A 23,097-nucleotide genomic window follows, 5' to 3' on the forward strand; every position below is an offset into this window, starting at 1 on the left:
GAAGGGGCGCGAGGCTGTGCCGGCATCCGGCTACCGCCGCGCGCGCGGCCAGCCGCACACCTCGCGCACCCGGCACACGGCATCGCCCTCCGAGCTCTGCACATCGCCCTCCGACCTCCGCCCCGCATAGGGTGAACAACCATGACGTGGCTGATCACCGGCGGTGCCGGATACATCGGGGCGCACGTGGCACGGGCCATGGCCGGCGCCGGGGAGAAGGTCGTGGCGCTGGACGACCTGTCGGCGGCGGTGCCCGAGCGGCTCCCCGCCGACGTCCCGCTCGTCGAGGGTTCGACGCTCGACGGGGACCTGCTGAAGCGAGTCTTCGCGGAGTACGGCGTCACGGGCGTCGTCCACCTGGCGGCGCGCAAGCAGGTCGCCGAGTCGGTGGCCCAGCCCACCCGCTACTACCGGGAGAACGTCGGCGGCCTCGCCACGCTGCTGGACGCGGTCGCCGAGGCGGGGATCGACCGCCTGCTGTTCTCCTCGTCGGCGGCGGTGTACGGCAACCCGGACGTGGACCTGATCACCGAGGACACCCCGTGCGCGCCGGTGAACCCCTACGGCGAGACCAAGCTGGCCGGGGAGTGGCTGGTGCGGGCGGCCGGAAAGGCGCACGGGATCTCCACGGTGTGCCTGCGGTACTTCAACGTGGCGGGCGCCGTGGCGCCGGAGCTGGCGGACACCGGCGTGTTCAACATCGTGCCGATGGTCTTCGACCGGCTCACCCGCGACGAGGCCCCGCGGATCTTCGGTGCCGACCATCCGACGCCGGACGGCACCTGCATCCGCGACTACATCCATGTGGCCGACCTCGCCGAGGCACATCTCGCGGCGGCGCGGCGGCTCGCCGACGGCGACCTGTCCGGGGATCTGACGCTGAACATCGGGCGGGGCGAGGGCGTCTCGGTGCGCGAGCTGATCACGGTCATCGGGGACGTCACCGGGGACCGCCGGGAGCCCGTGGTCGAGGGGCGCCGGCCGGGGGACGCTCCGCGTGCGGTCGCCTCGGCCGAGCGGGCCGCAGAGACCCTCGGCTGGCGGGCCGGGCGCGGGGTGCGCGAGATGGTCGAGTCGGCGTGGCGGGGCTGGCAACTGCACCACGGCGGGTGAGCCGGGCCGACCGCTGCACCCGTCTTGACCTGCGGAACGTTTCCGCAGGTCAGGGCAGATGACAACGGTGTTCAGTGCCGCGTTGCCCCATACCCCCCACCCGTAGTTGACTGGGCCCTGCCGGACAGATACGGAAGGGCGGTTGGCATGGGGGCAGGGCACGACCACGGGCACGCGCACACGCATGCGCCGGCCACGGGTACGGCCGCGGCCGCGTACCGGGGCCGGCTGCGGATCGCGCTGGGCATCACGCTGATGATCATGGTCGTCGAGATCATCGGCGGCCTGGTGGCGGATTCGCTCGCGCTGATCGCGGACGCGGCGCACATGGCGACCGACGCGGTGGGTCTCGGCATGGCGCTGCTCGCGATCCACTTCGCGAACCGCCCGCCGAGCACCAACCGCACCTTCGGCTACGCCCGCGCCGAGATCCTGGCCGCCCTGGCCAACTGCCTGCTGCTGCTCGGCGTCGGCGGATACGTCCTGTACGAGGCGGTCCAGCGGTTCGTGACACCCGCGGACACCCGGGGCGGCGTGATGGTCGTGTTCGGTCTGATCGGCCTGGTCGCGAACAGCGTCTCGCTGACCCTGCTGATGCGCGGACAGAAGGAGAGCCTGAATGTGCGCGGCGCCTTCCTGGAGGTCGCCGCGGACGCGCTGGGCTCGGTCGCGGTGCTGATCTCGGCCGCGGTGATCCTGACCACCGGCTGGCAGGCCGCCGACCCGGTGGCCTCGCTGGTCATCGGCGTCATGATCGTGCCGAGGACGCTGAAGCTGCTGCGCGAGACGCTGGACGTGCTGCTGGAGGCGGCCCCGAAGAACGTCGACATGTCCGAGGTGCGGGCGCACATCCTGGCGCTGGACGGCGTCGAGGACGTACACGACCTGCACGCCTGGACGATCACTTCCGGCATGCCGGTGCTGTCGGCGCACGTGGTGGTCAGTTCGGACGTGCTCAGCGCCATCGGCCACGAGAAGCTGCTGCACGAGCTGCAGGGCTGTCTCGGCGATCACTTCGACGTGGAGCACTGCACCTTCCAGCTGGAGCCGGGCGGGCACGCGGAGCACGAGGCACGGCTCTGCCACTGAGGGCATCACACATGAGTTCGATACCCGCCCCGGACGGTTCCGTGATCGCCTGACCGGGCACGATGATCTACCGGGTCCCGCTTCCGGTACCGCCACACCTGCGGACGTGCCGGGAGTGCCGGATTCGTACGGCAGACTTGGGGTGCGAAGACCGAGGCGAAGGATGGGTATGCCGATCACACCTGCCACCGAGACGCACAGTTCGTCGAACGGCACCGCAGAGGCGATTTTGCTGGAACTTGTCGACGAGAAGGGTGTGACGATCGGCACGGCGGAGAAGCTCGCCGCCCACCAGCCGCCGGGACAGCTGCACCGCGCCTTCTCGGTCTTCCTCTTCGACGAGCAGGGCCGGCTGCTGCTGCAGCAGCGGGCGCTCGGCAAGTACCACTCCCCCGGTGTGTGGTCCAACACCTGCTGTGGCCACCCGTACCCGGGCGAGGCACCGTTCGCGGCCGCGGCCCGGCGCACGTTCGAGGAGCTGGGCGTGTCCCCGTCGCTGCTGGCGGAGGCGGGCACCGTCCGCTACAACCACCCGGACCCGGCCTCGGGCCTGGTCGAGCAGGAGTACAACCACCTGTTCGTCGGCCTGGTGCAGGCGCCGCCGGCGGTGGACCCGGACGAGGTCGGGGACACGGCCTTCGTGACGGCGGCCGAGCTGGCGGAGCGGCACGCCCGCGACCCGTTCTCGGCCTGGTTCATGACCGTCCTGGACGCGGCGCGTCCGGCGATCAGGGAGCTGACGGGCCCGTCCGCGGGCTGGTGAGCGCTCCCTCACCACACCCGCCTGCCAGCACGAGCACCGGGCGGCTCCACGGCACCGCCGCCGACCTGAGCAGCTCCGCGGACCGTGGCAGGCATGAGCGGCTCTGCGGAAGCCCCCGCGGCGTGAGCTGCTCCGCGAGACTGCCGCAGGACGCGGCGGTTCTACGGGAGCGGCGCCGGCGTGAGCGGCTCCGCGGACCGTCGCAGGGCGTGGCGGCTCCACGCAAGTGCCGCCGGCCTGAGCCGCTCCGCGGACCGTCGCAGGCGTAAGCGGCTCCGAGTAGGCCCGCGGGGGTGAGCTGCTCCGCGGGAGCGTCGCGGGGCGTGAGCGATCCCACGGAAACGCCGCCGGCCTGAGCGGCTCCGCGGACCGTCGCTGGGCCTGGCGGCTCCACGGAAGCGCCGCCGGCCTGATCCGCTCCCCAGACCCGCCGCAGGCGTAAGCGGCTCCGAGTAAGTCCGCGGGGGTGAGCTGCTCCGCGGGAGCGTCGCGGGGCGTGAGCGATCCCACGGAAACGCCGCAGGGCGTGGCGGTTCTACGGAATCGCCACCGGCCTGTGCAGCTCCGCAGACCCGCCGCAGGCGTAAGCGGCTCTGGGTAAGCCCGCGGGGTGAGCGGCTCCGCGGACCGTCGCAGGATGTGCGGTGCTACGGAAACGCCGTCGGTTTGAGCGGCAGGGCGGCCCAGATCACCTTGCCGCCGCTTGCGGTGTGCTCCACGTCGACCATGCCGCCCGCCTCCCGTGCCACCTCGCGGACCAGGAGCAGGCCCCGGCCGCCGGTCTGGCCGTGGTCGGCCTCCAGCGCGGTCGGGCGGTAGGGGTGGTTGTCCTCCACGGACACCCGCACCCACTCGGCTCCGACGGCAACCTCCACGGCCAGCATCGGCGACAGCAGCGCCGCGTGCCGCACCGCGTTGGTGACCAGCTCGGAGACGATCAGCAGCAGGCCGTACACCAGCTCGTCGGAGACCGGTACGCCCTGGCGCAGCAGCAGGTCCCGGACGGCGTGCCGGGCCTGCGGGACCGAGGCGTCCACCGCGGCGGCGGTGAACCGCCAGACGCCCTCGTACGGCAGTGGATCGGACGGCCGCTCGGCCTCCCCCGCTGGGCGCGGGCCGTCCCCGCGCCCATGGTTGTCCATCGTCCGGTCGCCACCCTCGCGCTCGATTGTCACCACACGTCGAGTGTTGGTAACGATGCGCTGCGGACTTTGTATCTGAACGCAAGTCACCGAGTATCGAGCGGTTCATGACCGAGTGCGTATGACACGGTCACGTGTGGGACTGTTCCTGTCGCACCGGCGCCGGTTCCCGAACTAATCGGTTCGTCGGGTCGGGGCTAGCGCTCCTCGGAGACGAGCCCGACGACCCGCCGCCCGCCGTAGCCGGTGGCCACGAGGCCGAGCCCGTCGAAGAGCAGGGCGAGCGAGAGGAACGTGCCGATGACGTACTGGCTGCTGCTCGGCCAGGAGCCGAGGACCAGGATCCCGAGCAGCAGGTCGAAGGCGCCGAGGAGCAGCGTCCAGCCGAACTGCGAACCGCGCACCACCAGGCTGCCGACCAGCCGGAAGACGCCTGCGGAGAGGAACAGCAGCGCGGCGAACATGGTGAGGGCGACGGCGGCCGCGTGCGGCAGGCGAATGACGACGACTCCGGCCGCGATGTTCAGCGCGGCGACGATGACGCCGAGCCAGAAGAAGCTGGTGCCTCGGGCCTGGATCGAGTGCAGCAGGCCGACGATCCCGCCGATCAGCAGCAGCCAGCCGAACAGCAGCATCGAGGTGAGCGTGGCGGCGGCGGTGTAGACGAGTCCCACGATCCCGGCGATGACGAGGATCACGCCGAGCGCGGCGAGCAAGCCGAAGCCATGGCGCAGCTTCGCCGCTTTGTCCTTGGGCCTGCGTGTGCGGAACTTGGCCATCGCCGCCTCCTCGGCCGCCTCCGTTTTTGCACCCTCCCTCCCTATATGTCCCCACCGGAGGGAATCGGTAACGCCGGGGTGAGGCACCCTGCGCGAAGTCGGCCCCCGATAGCATCCGGCACATGGAGCCCCAGCTGTCGCACCGTGTCGAAGGCGCCGTCGCCACCGTCGTCATCCGCAACCCGGCCAAGCGCAACGCCATGACCGCCACGATGTGGCGGTCGCTGCCGCCGCTGCTGGACGGCCTGGCGCACGACCCCGGCGTACGGGCGCTGGTGCTCACCGGGGAAGGCGGAACCTTCTGTGCGGGTGCGGACATCTCCACGCTCCAGGGGGCACCCGAGGAGGCCCAGGGACTCGCCGTGGCGGCCGAGGAGGCGCTCGCCGCGTTCCCCAAGCCGACCCTGGCCGCCGTACGCGGGCACTGCGTGGGGGGCGGGGCACAGCTGGCGGCGGCCTGTGATCTGCGGCTGGCTCAGGAGGGCGCCCTGTTCGGGGTGACACCGGCGCGGCTCGGCATCGTCTATCCGGCCTCCTCGACCCGCCGGCTGGTGTCGCTGGTGGGTCCCGCCGCGGCCAAGTACCTGTTGTTCACTGCCGAGTTGATCGACGCCGGGCGGGCGCTGACCACCGGGCTGGTGGACGAGGTGCTTCCGGAGGGCGAACTGGACAAGCGCGTCGCCGAGTTGACCGGGATCCTGGCCTCCCGCTCGCAGCTCACCCAGGCCGCCGCGAAGGAGTTCGCGAACGGCAGGACGGACCGGGACGCCCACTGGGCGGAGCAGGCACGCGGCAGCGGCGACACCGCGGAGGGCGTCGCCGCGTTCCTGGAGCGCAGGCGGCCGCGCTTCACCTGGAGCGTGTCTACGTCAGGCTGAACCGGCTGCCCGCGCGCAGTTCCTCGACGAGGTGCGCGGGGGCCTTCTGCGGGGAACCGGCGTCGTACGGCGGCCGGGGGTCGTACTCGGTCAGCAGTTGGACGGCCTGGGCGTGTTCGTCGCCCGCGATCCGCCCGGTCAGGGTGAGCGCCATGTCGATGCCGGAGGAGACCCCGGCGGCGGTGACGTACTTGCCGTCGGTCACGACCCGCTCGCCCGTCGGTTCCGCGCCGAACTCCTTCAGCAGGTCCAGCGCGGCCCAGTGGCTGGTCGCCCGGCGGTCGCGCAGCAGGCCCGCGGCGGCGAGCAGCAGCGAGCCCGAGCAGACCGAGGTCGTCCATGTACTCGTCGCGTCCGCCGTGCGCAGCCAGTCCAGCAGGGCCGGGTTCTCCAGCTGGGCCATGGTGCCGGGCCCGCCCGAGACCACCAGGAGGTCGGGACGGGGCACCTCGTCGAGGGCCTTGTCGGCGGTGAGGGCGAGAAAGCCGGTATCGGTGCGTACGGGGCCGGGCCGTTCGGCGACGAAGGTGAGGTCCGCGTCCGGGAGCCGGCTGAGGATCTCGTAGGGCCCGACGACGTCCAGGGCGGTGAAGCGGTCGTAGACGACCAGGGCGATCTGCATGGGCTTGTCCTTTCAGTGGGTGGTGGCGGGCCGGAACCGGCGGCGGTACTCGGCCGGGGCCGTACCGAGGGCCTTGACGAAGGCGCGGCGCATCGCCTCGGGGGTGCCGTAGCCGCTGGCGCGGGCGACCTCCTCGATGCCGTCGGCGGTGTCCTCCAGCAGGCGGCGGGCGTGTTCCAGGCGGACCCGGTCGACGTAGCGGCCGGGTGTCATGCCGGTCTCCTCGCGGAAGGCGCGCGAAAAGTGGCGCGGTGACAGCCGGGCTCTGGCGGCGAGCGACTCGACCGTGAGGTCGCCGGCCGGGTGCTCGGTGATCCACCGCTGGACCTCGCGCAGCGGTGCGCGCTGGGCGGTCTGGGCGGCGAGCTGGGCGCTGAACTGGGCCTGGTTGCCGGGCCGGCGCAGAAAGACCACCAGGTGCCGGGCGACGGCGAGCGCGACGTCCCGGTCCAGGTCCTCCTCGACCAGGGCGAGGGCCAGGTCGATGCCGGAGGTCACGCCGGCCGAGGTGGCGACGTCCCCGTCCCGGACGTAGATGGGCTCCGGGTCCACGGCGACGGCCGGGTGGTCGTGGGCGAGCTTGTCGCAGTACGCCCAGTGGGTCGTCGCCCGGCGGCCGTCGAGGAGTCCGGCGGCGGCGAGCAGGACGGCGCCCGTGCACACCGAGACCAGGCGGGGGGCGCGCGGGCCGCGGACGCGCAGCCACTCGATCAGCCGCGGATCGGGGGCGCGGGTGCCCTGGCCGCCGGGGACCAGCAGGGTGTGCGGGTCGGCGGCGCTGGCCAGCGCCTCGTCCGGTACGAGGGTCAGGCCGCTGGAGGTGCGCACCGGGCCGCCGTCCAGGGAGGCGGTACGGAGCCGGTAGGTGCCCGGTGTGTGGTTCTCCGCGCCGGCGAACACCTCCAGCGGACCGGTGACGTCGAGGCTCTGCACACCGTCGAAGAGGACGAAGAGGAGGGTTCGCTGCGCCATGCCGTCGATTCTTCGCCGCCCGGCCCGTGGCCGCAATGACATGATTCCCACCTTTCCTGCCACGGATGAGGGCGGATCGGTGAGGTACCCGAAGGCCGCGCACGGGGGCCGTGCCTGAACCTGGCGCCGGCGGCCCGCCACGCACCGCCCTGATCCCCGGTTGTCGGTGTCACCTGCCACAATTGCCGCGCAACCTCAGTGGAGAAGGCGGTACGGGATCGTGACGACACCCGGATCCATCGGAGCGGGATCCATCGAAGGCAGGATCGCCGAGGAGCTCGGCGTACGGGAGCGGCAGGTGAAGGCCGCGGTGGAACTGCTCGACGGCGGTTCGACGGTGCCCTTCATCGCCCGCTACCGCAAGGAAGCGACCGAGATGCTCGACGATGCGCAGCTGCGCACGATCGAGGAGCGGCTGCGCTACCTGCGGGAGCTGGAGGAGCGGCGGGCGGCGATCCTGGAGTCGGTGCGCGAGCAGGGCAAGCTCACCGACGAGCTGGAGGCCCGCATCCGCGGCGCCGAGACCAAGGCGCGGCTGGAGGACATCTACCTGCCGTACAAGCCCAAGCGGCGCACCAAGGCGCAGATCGCGCGCGAGGCCGGCCTGGAGCCGCTGGCGGAGGGCCTGCTGGCCGACCCGACGGTGGGGCCGCTGGCGGCCGCCGCCGCGTTCGTGGACGCCGACAAGGGGGTCGCCGATCCGCAGGCCGCCCTGGAGGGCGCGCGGGCGATCCTCACCGAGCGGTTCTCGGAGGACGCCGACCTGATCGGCGAGCTGCGCGAGCGCATGTGGGTGCGCGGACGGCTGGCCGCGAAGGTCCGCGAGGGCAAGGAGGAGGCGGGCGCCAAGTTCGCCGACTACTTCGACTTCGCCGAGCCGTTCACCGAGCTGCCCTCGCACCGGATCCTGGCGATGCTGCGCGGCGAGAAGGAGGAGGTCCTGGACCTCGTCCTGGAGCCGGAGGAGCCCACGGACGGGCCTTCGTCGTACGAGGGCATCGTCGCGCACCGGTTCGGGATCGCCGACCGGGGCCGGCCCGCCGACAAGTGGCTGACGGACACGGTCCGCTGGGCCTGGCGCACCCGTCTCCTCGTCCACCTCGGCATCGACCTGCGCCTCAGGCTGCGTACGGCCGCCGAGGACGAGGCGGTGAACGTCTTCGCCGCGAACCTGCGCGACCTGCTGCTGGCCGCTCCGGCGGGCACCCGCGCGACGCTGGGCCTGGACCCCGGTTTCCGTACGGGCGTGAAGGTCGCCGTGGTCGACGCGACCGGCAAGGTCGTCGCCACGGACGTGATCTACCCCCATGTCCCGGCCAACAAGTGGGACGAGGCCCTCGCCAAGCTGGCCCGGCTCGCCAAGGAGCACGCGGTCGAGCTGGTCGCGATCGGCAACGGCACCGCCTCCCGCGAGACCGACAAGCTCGCCGGTGAACTGATCGCCAAGCACCCGGAGTTGAAGCTCACCAAGGTGATGGTGTCCGAGGCGGGCGCGTCGGTGTACTCGGCGTCCCAGTACGCCTCGCGGGAGCTGCCCGACATGGACGTGTCGCTGCGCGGCGCGGTGTCCATCGCCCGGCGGCTGCAGGACCCGCTGGCCGAGCTGGTGAAGATCGACCCGAAGTCCATCGGCGTCGGCCAGTACCAGCACGACCTGTCCGAGGTGAAGCTGTCCCGCTCGCTGGACGCGGTCGTCGAGGACTGTGTGAACGGCGTCGGCGTCGACGTCAACACCGCGTCCGTGCCGCTGCTTTCGCGCGTGTCGGGCATCTCGTCCGGCCTCGCCGAGAACATCGTGGCGCACCGGGACGCCAACGGCCCGTTCACGTCCCGTTCCGAACTGAAGAAGGTGGCCCGGCTCGGTCCCAAGGCGTACGAGCAGTGCGCGGGCTTCCTGCGCATCCGCGACGGCGCCGACCCGCTGGACGCCTCCAGTGTGCACCCCGAGGCCTACCCGGTGGTGCGCCGCATGGTGAAGACCACCGGCCGGCAGGTGGCTTCCCTCATCGGCAACACGGCGGTGCTGCGCTCGCTGAAGCCCGCCGACTTCGTGGACGACACCTTCGGTCTGCCGACGGTCACGGACATCCTGAAGGAGCTGGAGAAGCCGGGCCGCGACCCGCGTCCCGCGTTCAGGACGGCCACCTTCAAGGAGGGCGTGGAGAAGATCTCCGACCTGTCCGCCGGGATGGTCCTGGAGGGCGTGGTGACGAACGTGGCCGCGTTCGGCGCGTTCGTGGACGTCGGCGTCCACCAGGACGGCCTGGTGCATGTCTCGGCGATGTCCCGGACGTTCGTCAAGGACCCGCGCGATGTCGTCAAGCCCGGTGACATCGTCAAGGTGAAGGTCCTCGACGTGGACATCCCGCGCAAGCGGATCGCGCTGACCCTGCGCCTGGACGACGAGGCGGCGCCACAGGGGCAGGGCGGTGGCCGCCAGCAGCGCGGCGGTGGCGGCCCCCGTCCGCCGCAGCAGCGGCAGGGCGGCGGACAGGGCCAGCGGCAGGGCCGGGGCGCTGACCGGGGTGGCCGTCAGGCCCCCGCACCGGCCAACAGCGCGATGGCGGACGCGTTGCGCCGGGCGGGGCTGCTGGACCCGAAGAAGCGCTGACCCTGCGGGGCTTCGGCCGCGGCCCCGGGGCGGAGCCCCGGGGCCCGCTTCACCCCTGCCGACCCGGCGCCACCGAGCGGAGCGCTACCGCTCGGTCACCTTGCCGTCCGCCACCTCCAGGCGGCGGGTCACCCGGACCGCGTCCAGCATGCGGCGGTCGTGGGTGACCAGGAGCAGGGTGCCCTCGTAGGTGTCGAGGGCCTGTTCCAGTTGCTCGATGGCGGGCAGGTCGAGGTGGTTCGTCGGCTCGTCCAGGACGAGGAGGTTGACGCCCCGGCCCTGGAGGAGGGCCAGGGCGGCGCGGGTGCGTTCGCCCGGGGAGAGGGTCGCGGCCGGACGCAGCACATGGCCGGACTTCAGGCCGAACTTGGCGAGCAGGGTGCGCACCTCGACCGGTTCGGTGTCGGGGACGGCCGCGCAGAACGCGTCCAGCAGGGACTCGGGGCCGTGGAACAGCTTGCGGGCCTGGTCGACCTCGCCGACCAGGACGCCGGAGCCGAGCGCGGCATGCCCGGAATCGAGCGGGACGCGGCCCAGCAGCGCACCGAGCAGGGTCGACTTGCCGGCGCCGTTGGCCCCGGTGACCGCGACCCGGTCCGCCCAGTCGATCTGCAGGGACACCGGGCCGAAGGTGTAGTCGCCGCGCCGTACCTCGGCGTCGCGCAGGGTCGCCACCACCGCACCGGAGCGCGGGGCGGAGGCGATCTCCATGCGCAGCTCCCACTCCTTGCGCGGCTCCTCGACCACCTCCAGGCGCTCGATCATGCGCTGCGTCTGGCGTGCCTTGGCGGCCTGCTTCTCGCTGGCCTCGCTGCGGAACTTGCGGCCGATCTTGTCGTTGTCGTTGCCCGCCTTGCGCCGGGCGTTCTTCACGCCCTTGTCCATCCAGGACCGCTGCATCTGGGCGCGGTCCTGGAGGGCGGCCTTCTTGTCGGCGTACTCCTCGTAGTCATCGCGGGCGTGCCGGCGGGAGACCTCGCGTTCCTCCAGGTAGGCCTCGTAGCCGCCGCCGTAGAGGTTGATCTGCCGCTGGGCGAGGTCCAGTTCGAGCACCTTGGTGACCGTGCGGGTGAGGAACTCGCGGTCGTGGCTGACGACGACCGTGCCGGCGCGCAGGCCGGTGACGAAGCGTTCCAGGCGTTCGAGGCCGTCGAGGTCGAGGTCGTTGGTGGGCTCGTCGAGGAGGAAGACGTCGTAGCGGGACAGCAGCAGGGAGGCGAGGCCGGCGCGGGCCGCCTGGCCGCCGGACAGGGACGTCATCGGCTGGTCCAGGCCGACGGCGAGACCGAGGGAGTCGGCGACTTCCTCGGCGCGCTCCTCCAGGTCGGCGCCGCCGAGGCCCAGCCAGCGCTCCAGGGCCGTGGCGTAGGCGTCGTCGGCGCCGGGTGCCCCGTCCACGAGTTCCTGAGTGGCTTCGTCCATGACCCGCTGGGCCTCGGCGACACCCGTACGACGGGCCAGGAACTCCCGGACGGTCTCCCCCGGCCTGCGCTCCGGCTCCTGCGGCAGATGGCCGACGGTGGCGGTCGGCGGGGACAGCCTGAGTTCGCCCTGTTCGGGTGCGGTGAGACCGGCGAGCAGCTTCAGCAGGGTGGACTTGCCCGCGCCGTTGGCGCCCACGAGACCGATCACGTCGCCGGGCGCGACGACGAGGTCCAGCCCGGAGAAGAGGGAGCGGTCGCCGTGGCCGGCGGCGAGGTTCTTGGCGACGAGGGTGGCAGTCATCAGGAAGCCGATCCTAATGGGCGGGCACCCCCGTCCCCGCCGTGTTTCCGGTGGGCCCGGCGCCGCACCTCAGCCCCGGCTCGCGCCCGCGACCGGCGCCGTGAGCACACCTCCCGTCGTGCGGGCGACGACGAACGCCTCCCCCTTGACCGCCTTCGGGTCGAGGGGGACGCGGTGCCGGCCGGGTTCGAGGACGCCGTCGAACACCTCGCGGGTGCGGGTGCGGTGGAGCCGGTCGAGCCGGTAGGCGGTGATCCGCACCCGGCACGCGGAGGTCACCTCGACCTCCGCGGTGCTTTGGTCGGCCGTGAGCCCGGTGAGCCGGCGCTGGGGCAGCGGGCTGCGGTCCAGGGCGTGCTCGATCTGCGCGACGAGCAGCGGCACGATCGGCGCCAGACCGTCCACGCGGGCGATGTCGACCCCGGCGCGCTCGAAGGCCTCCAGTACGGCGGCTTTCTCGGCCTCACCGACGGCGCGGCCGAAGGCGACCGCGCCGTAGCCGCGCAGTTCCTCGGCGGGGACGGCCCGGGCGTCCTGGGTGATGTCGGCGCCGATGCCGATGGTGCGCAGCGCGGCGGCCAGCCTGGCCGGCACCGCGACCCGGGCGCCGATCAGCAGCACCCGGCGGCGGGGTGTGGCGGAGCCGTCCATCAGGGCGCCCAGTGCCGCGCGGTACTCGGCGCCGTGGAAGCGGAACGGCCCTATGCCGTGGTAGCCGTTGAGCTCCAGGTCGGCATGCTCGTCCGTCTGCCAGGCGAAGTCCCGCCAGATGTAGTCCTCGCCGTCGCGCTCGATGACGGCGGTGACCGCTCCGCAGCCCAGATCCGCGCACTCGGGACAGCCGTAGATGACGAACCGGCCGTCCGGGAGCGGTGGTTCGGCCTCCAGGAGCAGGGCGCGCACCTGCTCGGTGAAGATGGCGGGGGGTACGTCCGAGGCGAGCGGGGAGACGGCGTCGAGGTCGGACAGCCGGAACAGCAGCGGGCGGCCGTCCACGACGAAGTCCACGAAGTCGCGGTGCACCTGGTAGCCGCCGTCGGCGAGCACACCGCCGGCGCGGATCGCCGGTGCCAGGCCGAAGGTCGCGTATGCGGCAGACATGCTGTGAGTATCCCCACACCCGCACGGGTGTGAGCACAGCATGCCGGAGTCGGCCGGACCGGGCCGTGCGCCTGGTGGCCGGCGCCCGTCGCCCTCGGCATGCTGCGAGCGTACGGCCTCGTCGGTCGCCGGCGGCCTGTGGTGGCCGTACCGCATCCAGCCCGCCCGGTGGGCCGGAGCCTGGGCGCTGTAGTCCCGCACCGTGTACGAGGAGCCCGCGGGGCGGCCGGAGGAGCCGGGCGTACGCCTGCTCGACGGCGTACACCTGGGGATGCGCCTGGACGAACCGGGCACGTGGCGGGCCGGGTGCCGGGACCGCGGGCCATGTCCGGTGCTCTCGCGGCGCGGCTGCCGGTGTGTCCGGGGTGGCTGCCCGAGCGGCTCGCCGAGGCGGGCGGTGTGGTGGAGTTCTGACGCACGACTACGCGCACGGCGGGGCCAATTGAGGGGTGGCACGGGAGTGCGCACGGGAGGCGGCCGGGGTGAGGGGGGCACGGGGTGCCCGCGGGAGGCGGCCGGGTTGGCGTTCCCGGCCGCCTGAGAGGGCACCTGTACCGGCCGTGCGGCGACTATGCCGGGAGGTGCGGGACCGCGCGGGGTGGCTGGACCCCCTTCAGGGTGCTCGGCGCGTGGACAGCGGCCGTGCCGGATGTGGCCCGGGCGAACGCCGCCGCGCCGCCGACCAGCGGGAGACTGGCCGTCGTACCGGACAGGGACACCGTGAGGGCCGGCTTCGTCGACGGCGGGTCGATCAGGTCCTTGTCCGTGCCCGCGATGATCAGGGCGAGGCGGTGGCCCTTGGCGACGACGTGCTCCGTGGCCGCGAGACGCAGAGTCATCGTGTACGCCTTGCCCGGGGTGAGCGGGACACCCTTGGCGAGGGAGGCGTAGTGGCCGAGGTCGGCCCAGCCGCGGCTGAACACCGTGTAGTCGACCTTGGCCGTCCTGGCCGCCGTCTCCTTGAAGCAGGCGCTGTCCCCGGCCGTGCTCGCGCCCCAGCAGGTGCGGTCGGTGAGCGTGGTGATGCCCTCGGCCGCGTCCGCGTAGTCGCGGATCGTGTCCGGGCCGAGGTCGACCAGGACGGCGGACAGGTGGGCCGAGGTGGTGGTGGGCGTCGCGGTCACGGTCACCGCGGACGAACCGGACAGCCGCAGGTCATGGCTGAGCGGCGCGGTGAGGAAGCCGGTCTTCTCGGCCGTGGGCGTGGTCAGGTGGGCGGCCCAGTCGGTCTCGCTCAGCTTCGGGTCGTCGGTGAAGCTCTCCGTGCCGGTGGCCGGGCGCAGGCCGAGCGTGCCGACGCCGGCCCGGGTGCCGGGCGCCGGGTGCAGGACGGTGGCGCGGGTGGTCCGCGGGGGCCAGACGCGGGAGGTGACCCACTGGTCGGGGTGGCGTTCGATGTCGGCCATCGGCTCGCGGTCGATGCCGTTGTCGTAGCCGAGGAGTGCGTGGTCGAACCAGCGGTGCAGGGTGTCTACCCAGGCGCCGCGCCGGTAGTCGAAGGGGTCGACGTGCCCGGTCTGGGACAGCCAGATCTTGCGCTGCACCCCGCGCTTCGCGAGGGCGTCCCACCACTGGCCGAAGTGCTTGGTGCGGACGTTGAGGTCCTGCATGCCGTGCACCAGGAACACGCTGGCGCGTACCTTGGCCGCGTCCTTGACGTAGTCCCGCTCGGTCCACAGCCCGGTCCAGTCGCCGCTGCGCGGGCTGCCGTCGGCGAGTTTCTTCTGTACGGCCGCGCAGTGGGCGTGCGCCGCGTCGCTCTCGACGTAGCCGGCCAGTTCGTCGGGGCCGCCGTCGTACAGGGGGGCGCCCTGTGCGAAGTAGTAGTCGTACCAGGAGGAGATACCGCTGATCGGGACGATCGTCTTCAGGCCCTTGACGCCGGTGGCTGCGACGCCGTTGGCGATCGTGGCGTCCCAGCTCTTGCCGATCATGCCGGTCCTGCCGTTGGTCCAGGCGGCTTTGACGGTTCTGCCCCCGGTCCGGGTGGTGTAGGCCGTGGCGCGGCCGTTCAGCCAGTCGATGACGGCCTTCGCGGACTGGACGTCGGAGCGGCCGCCGGTGTCGACGCAGCCGTCGGAGCGGTTGGTGCCGGCGAGGTCGACGCCGATGAAGGCGTAGCCGCGGGGCACGAAGTAGTTGTCGTAGAAGAGCGGCATCTGGACGACGTGGCCCTGTGCGTCGTACGTCTTCTTCTGGCTCTCGTTGCCGCGACCGCAGCAGGAGTAGTAGGGGCTGGCGTCCATGATGACGGGCACCTTGCGGCCCTGGCGGGCGGGTTCGGCGGGCCGGACGATGTCGGCGGCGACGCGGTCGGTCTTCCCGTCTCCGTCCCCGTCGAGGCCGGTGTCCACCCACACGGCCTCGCGGATGGCATGGGCGTAGGAGTAGACGGGCCGGCTCTCGCGGCCGGCCGGGCCCGCGCCGGTGGCGGCCTGTGCGGCGACCGGGGTGAGGAAGGCGGCCGTCAGGATGGCGGCGACCGCGGTGGCGAGCGTTCTCCAGGTCGTGAAGCGCGTTCTCATCGGCGTACGAAGTGGCATGCGCGGACGGTACTCCGGTCAACTCCCTGGCAGAAGTGCGATTTACGGCGCCTCGCGTGTCGCATGACGGCTGAATGGCGATCGTGTGACAGCAGGGGCCGTGGACAGGTCAGGGGCCACAGGGACTGAATAGGCTGCGAACAGAGTTCTCCGAACGGACTTACCGTCCTGAAGACTTGGAGCTGACGTGCACCGCAGAATCATCGCGCCGGGCGCACTCGCGGCGGCCTCCCTCCTGCTGGCGATCCCGGCATCGGCCGCGAGCCACTCCCCCGGCGCGCCGGGCATCGGCGACCCCTACTACCCCGACTACGGCAACGGCGGCTACGACGTCTCGCACTACGACCTGAGGCTGCAGTATCAGCCGAAGACCGACGAGTTGCAGGGCACGGCGACGATCCTGGCGAAGACCACGCAGGATCTGTCCAGCTTCGACCTGGACTTCCTGCTGGACGTGAGCGAGGTACGGGTCAACGGCGCCAAGGCCGCCTTCACCGCCTCCGGGCAGCACGAGCTGGTCGTCACGCCGAAGACGCCACTGGCCAAGGGCACGCCGATCACGGTCGTCGTCCGCTACAGCGGGGTACCGTCCACGAAGACCGCCTACGGCTTCAACGCCTGGCACCGCACGCCGGACGGCGCGGTCGCCGCCGACGAGCCCGAGGCCGCCTGGTGGTGGTTCCCGAGCAACGACCATCCGAGCGACAAGGCCACCTACGACGTGTCGGTGGCCGTGCCGGACGGCACCCAGGCCATCTCCAACGGCACGCTGCAGTCGACGAGTTCGAAGCTGGGCTGGACCCGCTACAGCTGGCGGGAGAACAAGCCGCAGGCGACCTATCTGGCCACGCTCGCCGTCGGCCGGTTCGACATCACCACCGGTACGTCCGAGGGCGGGGTGCCGGTCGTCAACGCCTACAGCAAGGACCTCGGCGACAACGACGGGGCCGCGCGCGCGAGCGTGGAGCGCACCGGCGAGATCGTCGACTGGCTGAGCGGCTACTTCGGGCCGTATCCGTTCGGTTCGGTCGGCGGGTACGTACCGAACACCACGACCGGGTACGCGCTGGAGACCCAGACCCGCGTCTACTACAGCCCGAAGCAGTTCGCGAAGGGCTCCAACGCCTCGGTGGTCGTGCACGAGCTGGCCCACCAGTGGTACGGCGACGACGTGTCGCTGAAGGGCTGGAAGGACATCTGGCTCAACGAGGGCTTCGCGACGTACGCGCAGTGGCTGTGGTCCGAGCACGAGGGCGAGGGCACCGCGCAGCAGCTCGCCGACTACGTGTACGCCTCCCACCCGGCCGACGACGCCTTCTGGACCGTCAAGCCCGGTGACCCGGGTCCGGACAACCAGTTCGACGCCGCCGTCTACGACCGGGGTGCCCTCGCCCTCCAGGCGCTGCGGGGCGAGGTCGGCGACGACGTGTTCTTCCGCATCCTGAAGGGCTGGCCGCAGGAGCACGCGTACGGCAACGCCTCGGTGGCCGACTTCCAGAAGTATGCCGAGCAGGTGTCCGGCAAGCCCCTCGCGGCGCTGTTCGACACCTGGCTGTTCCAGCCGTCGAAGCCGGCCGCACCCGCCGCTCGGTCGCTGGCGACGAAGGCGGCCACGGTGGCCCGGCCGAAGTCGTGGAAGAAGATCGAGGCGGCGCACGGCGGCCACGGGCACTGACCGGGGCACGGCCCGCTACGGTCTCGGCTCGGCCGCCCGCTTCAGCAGCTCCTCCCGGCCCAGCGCCTTCGCGCGGGAGGCCGGGACCGTGCAGGCGTACGCCCCGGCGATCGCCCCGTAGCGGGCGCATCGGTGGGGCGGCTCGCCGCTGAGGCGGCCGTAGAGGAACGCGGCGGCGAAGGCGTCACCCGCGCCGTTGGAGTCCACCACCGGCGCGGGCGGTCGCACCGGGGGCACCCGGACGAGCTCGCCGTCGGCGAGCAGATGGGCGCCCTCGGCACCGGCGGTGGCGACCACGACCTCGGCCCGGCCCCGCTCGGCGATGCGCCGCATCGTCCGCTCGGGGTCGGCGAGGGCGGCGGCCGAAAGGAAGACGACGTCGGCGGCGTGGGCGAACGGCTCGTGGTACGGGTTCTCGCCGTCCCAGTCGTGCAGGTCCGTCGAGAGCGGCAGGCCCGTCTCGCGGAGCACCGGCAGCGCGTCGCCGCACGGCTGGGTGATGGTCACGTGCACATGCCGGCTCGCCCCGGCCAGCCCGCGCAGCAGGTCCGCGGGGAAGCGGTCGCCGGGGCGGGCACGGCTGGTGTCGTAGAGGGACAGGCGGCGGCCGTCCGGGCCGACGAGGTTCACCGCGCGCTTGGTGCCGGCGGGCTGCGGGAGCGCGGTCAGCCCGATGCCGTGCTCGCGGTGCAGGGCACGCACGAGGTCGCCCTCGGGGTCGTCGCCGAGCAGGTCGAGGTGGTGGGTGCGCAGGCCGAGGGCGGCGAGGCCCAGCGCGACGAAGTCACCGGTCTGTCCGGCGCGGGTGCGGATCCCGGTGTCGATCATGTAGCTGTCGGCGTACGGGAGGGGCAGTTCGGGAACATGGATGATCGTGTCCACGCCCGCTCCGCCCAGCACCAGGACGTCCGTCGCACCGGCCTGTGAGTTCATCCGCCGCTCTCCCCGTGGTCGTACACCGTCACGCTGATCCCCCGCTTCGCCAGCCGCTCGGTGATCAGCGGCTCTACGCGGGACCAGGTGCCGCCCGCCAGGCCGCAGCCTATGCGGGGCATGTGCACGGACGCGCCGAGTCCGATCACTTCGCCGGCGAGACGGGCGAGGGCGCTGTCGATCGCCTCGTAGCGGACGGGGACGCCCTTGCTCCCCCTCCTGACACCGCGCTGGCCGATCATGTTGGCCACCCACACGTACGGTTCGACCCGGACCAGCTGGACCGCGCCCAGTGCGAAGTCGTTCTTGGCGCGGTCGCGGTGCCAGGCGCGGTATGCCGCCTCCGGCTCCGGCCAGCGGCGCGAGAGCGCGAGCACGAATCCCTTCCCCCACCCGCCGATGTCGTTGCAGACGTGGGCGATCACCTTGGCGCCCCTCACCGACGGCACGGTGGCGTCACCTCGGACATATGTGATCTCCGACATGACGCCACCGTAGGCGATGCCACTGACAGTGGCTCTGAGCTGCTACTTCGTCAGCTGGGAGAGCTCCTGATCGGTGTTCTGCGACACCCGGCGGCGCACGCCGAACCATCCGGCGACCAGCATGAGGGCGATCACGGGGATCAGCAGGATGGTCTTGCGGCCCACGTCGGGGTCGTTCCACATCATGCCGAGGCAGACCAGCAGGAAGGCGATCGTGGCGATCTCGGTGACGGGGCTGAACTTCAGCTGGAAGCTCGGCCGGGTCACCAGGCCCTCGCGGGCACGGCGGACGAAGATCATGTGGCAGACCATGATGATCACCCAGGTGCTGATGATGCCGAGGGAGGCGACGTTCAGCACGATCTCGAAGGCCTGGCTGGGCACCAGGTAGTTCAGGCCGACGCCGAGCACACAGACCGCGCAGGTCAGCAGGATGCCGCCGTAGGGCACCTGGCTGCGGTTCATGCGCGCGGTGAACTTCGGGGCGGAGCCCGCCATGGCCATGGAGCGCAGGATGCGGCCGGTGGAGTACAGGCCCGAGTTCAGCGAGGACATGGCCGCGGTCAGCACGACCAGGTTCATCACATCACCGGCGGCCGGAACACCGATCTTGGACAGCACGGTCACGAACGGGCTCTGGTCGGCGGAGTACACCGAGCCGGGCAGCAGCAGGGCGAGCAGCACGACCGAGCCGACGTAGAACAGGCCGACCCGCCACATGATCGAGTTCACCGCGCGCGGGACGACCTTCTCCGGCTCGGCGGTCTCGCCGGCGGCGACACCGACCAGCTCCAGGGCCGCGTAGGCGAAGATCACGCCCTGCATGACCAGGACGACCGGCATCGCGCCGTGCGGGAAGACACCACCGTTGTCGGTGATCACGCTCAGGCCGGGGGTGTGGCCGCCGACCTTGTGCTGGGTGGCGAGCAGGAAAATGCTGATCAGCATGAAGCCGACGATGGTGGCGACCTTGATGATCGCGAACCAGAACTCCATCTCGCCGAAGATCTTCACCGAGATCAGGTTCACGGCCAGGACCACCGCGAGGGCGATCAGGGCGAGCACCCACTGGGGGATGCTGGTGAACATGCTCCAGTAGTGCGTGTAGAGCGCGATCGCGGTGATGTCGGCGATGCCGGTCGTCGACCAGTTCAGGAAGTACATCCAGCCGGCGACGTACGCGCCCTTCTCGCCGAGGAACTCGCGCGCGTACGACACGAAGGACCCGGAGGACGGCCGGTACAGGACCAGCTCGCCCAGGGCCCGGACGACGAAGAAGGCGAAGACGCCGCAGACCAGGTAGGCCAGGGCGAGGGCCGGACCGGCGTTGTGCAGTCGGCCGCCGGCGCCCAGGAGGAGTCCGGTGCCGATGGCGCCACCGATGGCGATCATGTTGACGTGGCGGGCCTTGAGGTCCTTGCTGTAACCGGCGTCGCCCGCGTCCGCGGGCGTCGCGGCCGCCTGGGCAGGGGCAACGGCCTGTGCCGTGTCCACGGCGTCCTTGCTCACGGGTGGTACCACTTTCCTGGTGCGCCCGGACCTCGTGGGCCACGGGGGACGTGCAGGGCTTGGCCCGCGCCGACCTGATGAGTCGCGGCACAAACCAAGGCAGCAGCTTCCCAGAAGAATCCACCGGTACGCGGTGGCCTACATCACAGAGCGTTACTTCTCACACGATCAACTCGGGCTTCACCGGACGTTCACCCGAGGTTTCACACCTTCGGTGAGACAGCGATACTGCTGCACATGACGACCGATGCCGGGGAAACGCCCCTCACCATCGACGAGCTGGCCGCCCGGGCGGGCGTCACGGTCCGCACCGTGCGCTTCTACGGCAGCAAGGGTCTGCTGCCGCCGCCGGTGATCGGCCCGCGCCGGGTGGGACACTACGGGCCGGACCACGTGGCGCGGCTGGCCCTCATCGAGGAGCTGCAGCAGCAGGGCATGACCCTGTCGGCCATCGAGCGGTACCTGAAGCAGCTGCCGGACGACCTCACCCCGCACGACCTGGCCATTCACCGGGCGGTGGTGGCGTCCTGGGCGCCGGACGCGGTGGACACGGTGTCGCGGCGGGAGCTGGAACGGCGGGCGGGCCGGCCACTCGCCGCCGAGGACGTGGAGCGGCTGGCGGCGATGAACGTCGTCACGGAGGTGGAGGGTGACGCCTTCCGGGTGGACTCGGGGCTGCTCCGGCTCGGCGTGCAGCTCCTCGACGTACCGCTGTCGCACGAGGCGATCCTCGCGGCGCGCAAGGTGCTCATCGAGCACTCGCGCGCCGCGGCTCACGAACTCTCCCAGCTCTTCCGCGGCGAGATGGCGGAGCGTGACGCCCAGGACGTGAGGTCCCTGTCGGCGCACATGCACCCTCTGGTGGTGCAGGCGCTGCTGACGACGTTCCAGCGCTCGCTGCGGGAAGAGCTGAGCGAGTGGGTCACCGGGTCAGGAACGGACTGAGTCGCTGAACGGCTCCCCCTTCCCGTCCTTCTCCGCCTTCTCGACGAGCAGCGCGGGCGGGGTGAACCGCTCTCCGTAGCGCTCGGCCAGTTCACGCGCGCGTGCCACGAATCCGGGCAGGCCCCCTTCGTAGCCGTTGATGTACTGGAGCACACCGCCGGTCCAGCCCGGGAAGCCGATGCCGAGGATCGAGCCGATGTTGGCGTCGGCGACCGAGGTCAGGACGCCCTCTTCGAGGAGGCGCACGGTGTCGAGCGCCTCGGAGAAGAGCATCCGCTCCTGCATGTCCCGGAAGGGGATCTCGTACCCGGGCTTGGTGAAGTGCTCGCGCAGGCCCGGCCAGAGTCCGGCCCGCTTGCCGTCCTCGGTGTAGTCGTAGAAACCGGCGCCGCCGCTGCGGCCGGTGCGGCCGAACTCGTCGACCATGCGGTCGATGACCGCCTCCGCCGGGTGCGCGGTCCAGGTGCCGCCCGCCTCCTCCACGGCCCGCCTGGTCTCATTGCGGATCTTGCGCGGCAGGGTGAGGGTCAGCTCGTCCATGAGGGACAGGACCTTCGCCGGGTAGCCGGCCTGGGCGGCGGCCTGCTCCACGGAGGCGGGCTCGATGCCCTCGCCGACCATGGCGACGCCCTCGTTGATGAAGTGGCCGATCACTCGGGAGGTGAAGAAGCCGCGGGAGTCGTTCACGACGATCGGCGTCTTGTTGATCTGCCGGACCAGATCGAAGGCGCGGGCGAGGGCCTCGTCGCCGGTGCGCGCCCCCTTGATGATCTCCACCAGCGGCATCTTGTCGACCGGCGAGAAGAAGTGCAGCCCGATGAAGTCGGCCTGGCGCTGCACGCCCTCGGCGAGAGCGGTGATGGGCAGGGTGGAGGTGTTGGAGCACAGCAGGGCGTCGGGCGCGACGACGGACTCGATCTCCTGGAACACCTTGTGCTTGAGCGCGGTGTCCTCGAAGACGGCCTCGATCACCGCGTCGCAGCCCGCGAGGTCGGACGCATCGGCGGTGGGCGTGATCCGGGCGAGCAGCGCGTCGGCCTTCTCCTGGCTGGTACGGCCCTTGGCGACGGCCTTGGCGCACAGCTGCTCGGAGTAGCCCCTGCCCTTGACGGCCGCCTCCAGGGAGACGTCCTTGAGGAGGACCTCGATGCCGGCGCGGGCGCAGGAGTAGGCGATGCCGGCGCCCATCATGCCGGCGCCGAGGACGGCGACCTTGCGGACCTGGCGGGGCTCGATGCCCTGGGGGCGGTTCGCGCCGGAGTTGACGGCCTGGAGGTCGAAGAAGAACGCCTGGATCATGTTCTTCGCGGTCTGCCCGGTGACCAGCTCGGTGAAGTAGCGGGTCTCGATGGTGATCGCGGTCTCGAAGTCGACCTGGGAGCCCTCGACGGCAGCGGCCATGATGTTGCGCGGCGCCGGGTAGGGGGCGCCGTTCGTCTGCTTGCGCAGGTTGGCCGGGAAGGCGGGCAGGTTGGCGGCGAACTTCGGGTGGGCGGGGGTGCCGCCCGGGATCTTGTAGCCGGGGACGTCCCAGGGCTGGTGCGACTCGGGGTGCGCGTCGATGAAGGCGCGGGCCTTGGCGAGCATCTCCTCCGCAGTGGCGGCCACCTCGTGGACCAGGCCGTTCTCCAGGGCGCGGCGGGGGTTGTACTGGGTGCCCTGCAGCAGCACCTTCAGCAGCGCGTCCGTGATGCCCATCAGGCGTACCGTGCGGGTGACGCCGCCGCCGGCCGGCAGCAGGCCGAGCGTGACCTCGGGCAGGCCGATCTTGGAGCCGGGGGCGTCCAGGGCGATGCGGTGGTGGGAGGCGAGGGCGATCTCGTAACCGCCGCCCAGAGCCGCGCCGTTGATGGCGGCGACGACCGGCTTGCCGAGGGTCTCGATGCGGCGCAGCGCGTTCTTGATCTCGGTGGCGGTGTCGAAGACCTGCTGGGCGTCCTCGGGACCGGCCTTGATCATGTCCTTGAGGTCGCCGCCCGCGAAGAAGGTCTTCTTGGCGGAGGTGTAGATGATGCCGCGAATGGAGTCCTGCTCGGCCTCCGCACGTGCGGCGATCGCCGTGATGGAGGCCCGGAACGCCTGGTTCATGGTGTTCGCGGACTGGTGCGGGTCGTCCAGGACGAGGGTGACGACACCGGTGTCGTCCTGCTCCCAGCGGATGGTGGTGCTCTCGGTCATGACAGTTGTCTCCGTTGAAGTCCGTTGGTTCCGC

At 71.6% G+C, this 23,097-nt stretch carries 18 protein-coding genes; 7 read left to right on the top strand and 11 right to left on the bottom strand.

Annotated elements, in window-relative coordinates:
• The first annotated feature begins 141 nt into the window (after positions 1 to 141).
• The 3 genes from galE (at position 142) to idi (ending at position 2,965) form a co-directional block, all read left to right on the top strand.
• On the top strand, positions 142 to 1,113 hold the full coding sequence (galE, locus tag ACIGXP_RS08855; RefSeq protein ID WP_399765745.1) for a UDP-glucose 4-epimerase GalE: 972 nt from the start codon (positions 142 to 144) through the stop codon (positions 1,111 to 1,113).
• 147 nt (positions 1,114 to 1,260) lie between these two features.
• The gene (locus ACIGXP_RS08860; protein ID WP_363219389.1) at positions 1,261 to 2,202 is read left to right on the top strand and encodes a cation diffusion facilitator family transporter; all 942 of its coding nucleotides are present in this window, start codon (positions 1,261 to 1,263) and stop codon (positions 2,200 to 2,202) included.
• Between the two features lie 169 nt (positions 2,203 to 2,371).
• Positions 2,372 to 2,965, top strand: coding sequence for an isopentenyl-diphosphate Delta-isomerase (gene idi, locus ACIGXP_RS08865; protein ID WP_363219388.1), 594 nt, complete (start codon positions 2,372 to 2,374; stop codon positions 2,963 to 2,965).
• Between the two features lie 647 nt (positions 2,966 to 3,612).
• Here idi and ACIGXP_RS08870 read toward each other — a convergent pair.
• Together ACIGXP_RS08870 and ACIGXP_RS08875 are read right to left on the bottom strand one after the other, a co-directional pair.
• Positions 3,613 to 4,107, bottom strand: a complete 495-nt coding sequence (locus ACIGXP_RS08870; protein ID WP_363219395.1) for an ATP-binding protein — start codon at positions 4,105 to 4,107, stop codon at positions 3,613 to 3,615.
• A gap of 197 nt (positions 4,108 to 4,304) precedes the next feature.
• Positions 4,305 to 4,886: a DUF308 domain-containing protein gene (locus tag ACIGXP_RS08875; protein WP_363219387.1), complete on the bottom strand. Its 582-nt coding sequence runs from the start codon at positions 4,884 to 4,886 to the stop codon at positions 4,305 to 4,307.
• Positions 4,887 to 5,008: 122 nt separating this feature from the next.
• Between ACIGXP_RS08875 and ACIGXP_RS08880 the strand changes: the two genes are divergently transcribed.
• On the top strand, positions 5,009 to 5,764 hold the full coding sequence (locus tag ACIGXP_RS08880) for an enoyl-CoA hydratase/isomerase family protein (RefSeq protein ID WP_363219386.1): 756 nt from the start codon (positions 5,009 to 5,011) through the stop codon (positions 5,762 to 5,764).
• On the opposite strand, the gene ACIGXP_RS08885 is transcribed toward ACIGXP_RS08880, so the two are convergent.
• Positions 5,751 to 6,386, bottom strand: coding sequence for a DJ-1/PfpI family protein (locus tag ACIGXP_RS08885; RefSeq protein WP_399765749.1), 636 nt, complete (start codon positions 6,384 to 6,386; stop codon positions 5,751 to 5,753). The genes ACIGXP_RS08880 and ACIGXP_RS08885 overlap by 14 nt on opposite strands.
• Before the next feature lie 12 nt (positions 6,387 to 6,398).
• On the bottom strand, positions 6,399 to 7,358 hold the full coding sequence (locus tag ACIGXP_RS08890; protein ID WP_399765752.1) for a GlxA family transcriptional regulator: 960 nt from the start codon (positions 7,356 to 7,358) through the stop codon (positions 6,399 to 6,401).
• 220 nt (positions 7,359 to 7,578) lie between these two features.
• On the opposite strand from ACIGXP_RS08890, the gene ACIGXP_RS08895 reads away from it, so the two are divergent.
• Entirely contained in the window at positions 7,579 to 9,969 is a 2,391-nt protein-coding gene (locus tag ACIGXP_RS08895; RefSeq protein ID WP_399765755.1) for a Tex family protein, read from the top strand.
• Positions 9,970 to 10,053: 84 nt separating this feature from the next.
• Here ACIGXP_RS08895 and ACIGXP_RS08900 read toward each other — a convergent pair whose 3' ends face one another.
• The 3 genes from ACIGXP_RS08900 to ACIGXP_RS08910 all read right to left on the bottom strand — a co-directional run bounded on the left by ACIGXP_RS08900 (position 10,054) and on the right by ACIGXP_RS08910 (position 15,338).
• The gene (locus ACIGXP_RS08900; protein WP_399765758.1) at positions 10,054 to 11,694 is read right to left on the bottom strand and encodes an ABC-F family ATP-binding cassette domain-containing protein; all 1,641 of its coding nucleotides are present in this window, start codon (positions 11,692 to 11,694) and stop codon (positions 10,054 to 10,056) included.
• A 69-nt stretch (positions 11,695 to 11,763) separates the two neighbouring features.
• Positions 11,764 to 12,795 (bottom strand): oxidoreductase, encoded by a 1,032-nt coding sequence (locus ACIGXP_RS08905; RefSeq protein WP_399765761.1) that lies wholly within the window; start codon positions 12,793 to 12,795, stop codon positions 11,764 to 11,766.
• Positions 12,796 to 13,364: 569 nt separating this feature from the next.
• The gene (locus tag ACIGXP_RS08910; protein WP_399765764.1) at positions 13,365 to 15,338 is read right to left on the bottom strand and encodes a Xaa-Pro dipeptidyl-peptidase; all 1,974 of its coding nucleotides are present in this window, start codon (positions 15,336 to 15,338) and stop codon (positions 13,365 to 13,367) included.
• 187 nt (positions 15,339 to 15,525) lie between these two features.
• Between ACIGXP_RS08910 and ACIGXP_RS08915 the strand changes: the two genes are divergently transcribed.
• On the top strand, positions 15,526 to 17,013 hold the full coding sequence (locus tag ACIGXP_RS08915) for a M1 family metallopeptidase (RefSeq protein WP_399765767.1): 1,488 nt from the start codon (positions 15,526 to 15,528) through the stop codon (positions 17,011 to 17,013).
• A gap of 15 nt (positions 17,014 to 17,028) precedes the next feature.
• On the opposite strand, the gene ACIGXP_RS08920 is transcribed toward ACIGXP_RS08915, so the two are convergent.
• Genes ACIGXP_RS08920 through ACIGXP_RS08930 form a run of 3 tightly spaced genes read right to left on the bottom strand, consistent with a single transcriptional unit; the run spans position 17,029 to position 19,940 of the window.
• Complete coding sequence (locus ACIGXP_RS08920; protein WP_399765769.1) at positions 17,029 to 17,946, bottom strand: PfkB family carbohydrate kinase; 918 nt, start codon at positions 17,944 to 17,946, stop codon at positions 17,029 to 17,031.
• Complete coding sequence (locus tag ACIGXP_RS08925; protein WP_399765772.1) at positions 17,943 to 18,431, bottom strand: macro domain-containing protein; 489 nt, start codon at positions 18,429 to 18,431, stop codon at positions 17,943 to 17,945. The genes ACIGXP_RS08920 and ACIGXP_RS08925 overlap by 4 nt, the downstream gene beginning before the upstream one ends.
• 42 nt (positions 18,432 to 18,473) lie before the next feature.
• The gene (locus tag ACIGXP_RS08930; RefSeq protein WP_399765775.1) at positions 18,474 to 19,940 is read right to left on the bottom strand and encodes an amino acid permease; all 1,467 of its coding nucleotides are present in this window, start codon (positions 19,938 to 19,940) and stop codon (positions 18,474 to 18,476) included.
• A 237-nt stretch (positions 19,941 to 20,177) separates the two neighbouring features.
• Here ACIGXP_RS08930 and ACIGXP_RS08935 point away from each other — a divergent pair, with 237 nt between their 5' ends.
• Entirely contained in the window at positions 20,178 to 20,885 is a 708-nt protein-coding gene (locus tag ACIGXP_RS08935; protein WP_399765778.1) for a MerR family transcriptional regulator, read from the top strand.
• On the opposite strand, the gene ACIGXP_RS08940 is transcribed toward ACIGXP_RS08935, so the two are convergent.
• Entirely contained in the window at positions 20,871 to 23,063 is a 2,193-nt protein-coding gene (locus ACIGXP_RS08940) for a 3-hydroxyacyl-CoA dehydrogenase NAD-binding domain-containing protein (RefSeq protein ID WP_399765781.1), read from the bottom strand. The two genes, ACIGXP_RS08935 and ACIGXP_RS08940, sit on opposite strands and share 15 nt — an antisense overlap.
• Positions 23,064 to 23,097: the final 34 nt, after the last annotated feature.

The sequence above is a fragment of the Streptomyces sp. NPDC053069 genome, assembly GCF_044546895.1.
In the GTDB taxonomy this organism is placed as follows: Bacteria; Actinomycetota; Actinomycetes; order Streptomycetales; family Streptomycetaceae; genus Streptomyces.

What these genes read in the sequence shown, in the direction of transcription:
- ACIGXP_RS08890 (WP_399765752.1), bottom strand. Translation starts at nt 7,358, where the DNA reads ATGGCGCAGCGAACCCTCCTCTTCGTCCTCTTCGACGGTGTGCAGAGC.
- ACIGXP_RS08935 (WP_399765778.1), top strand. Translation starts at nt 20,178, where the DNA reads ATGACGACCGATGCCGGGGAAACGCCCCTCACCATCGACGAGCTGGCC.
- ACIGXP_RS08920 (WP_399765769.1), bottom strand. Translation starts at nt 17,946, where the DNA reads ATGAACTCACAGGCCGGTGCGACGGACGTCCTGGTGCTGGGCGGAGCG.
- galE (WP_399765745.1), top strand. Translation starts at nt 142, where the DNA reads ATGACGTGGCTGATCACCGGCGGTGCCGGATACATCGGGGCGCACGTG.
- ACIGXP_RS08925 (WP_399765772.1), bottom strand. Translation starts at nt 18,431, where the DNA reads ATGTCGGAGATCACATATGTCCGAGGTGACGCCACCGTGCCGTCGGTG.
- ACIGXP_RS08880 (WP_363219386.1), top strand. Translation starts at nt 5,009, where the DNA reads ATGGAGCCCCAGCTGTCGCACCGTGTCGAAGGCGCCGTCGCCACCGTC.
- ACIGXP_RS08910 (WP_399765764.1), bottom strand. Translation starts at nt 15,338, where the DNA reads ATGCCACTTCGTACGCCGATGAGAACGCGCTTCACGACCTGGAGAACG.
- ACIGXP_RS08875 (WP_363219387.1), bottom strand. Translation starts at nt 4,886, where the DNA reads ATGGCCAAGTTCCGCACACGCAGGCCCAAGGACAAAGCGGCGAAGCTG.
- ACIGXP_RS08870 (WP_363219395.1), bottom strand. Translation starts at nt 4,107, where the DNA reads ATGGACAACCATGGGCGCGGGGACGGCCCGCGCCCAGCGGGGGAGGCC.
- ACIGXP_RS08860 (WP_363219389.1), top strand. Translation starts at nt 1,261, where the DNA reads ATGGGGGCAGGGCACGACCACGGGCACGCGCACACGCATGCGCCGGCC.
- idi (WP_363219388.1), top strand. Translation starts at nt 2,372, where the DNA reads ATGCCGATCACACCTGCCACCGAGACGCACAGTTCGTCGAACGGCACC.
- ACIGXP_RS08885 (WP_399765749.1), bottom strand. Translation starts at nt 6,386, where the DNA reads ATGCAGATCGCCCTGGTCGTCTACGACCGCTTCACCGCCCTGGACGTC.
- ACIGXP_RS08940 (WP_399765781.1), bottom strand. Translation starts at nt 23,063, where the DNA reads ATGACCGAGAGCACCACCATCCGCTGGGAGCAGGACGACACCGGTGTC.
- ACIGXP_RS08905 (WP_399765761.1), bottom strand. Translation starts at nt 12,795, where the DNA reads ATGTCTGCCGCATACGCGACCTTCGGCCTGGCACCGGCGATCCGCGCC.
- ACIGXP_RS08900 (WP_399765758.1), bottom strand. Translation starts at nt 11,694, where the DNA reads ATGACTGCCACCCTCGTCGCCAAGAACCTCGCCGCCGGCCACGGCGAC.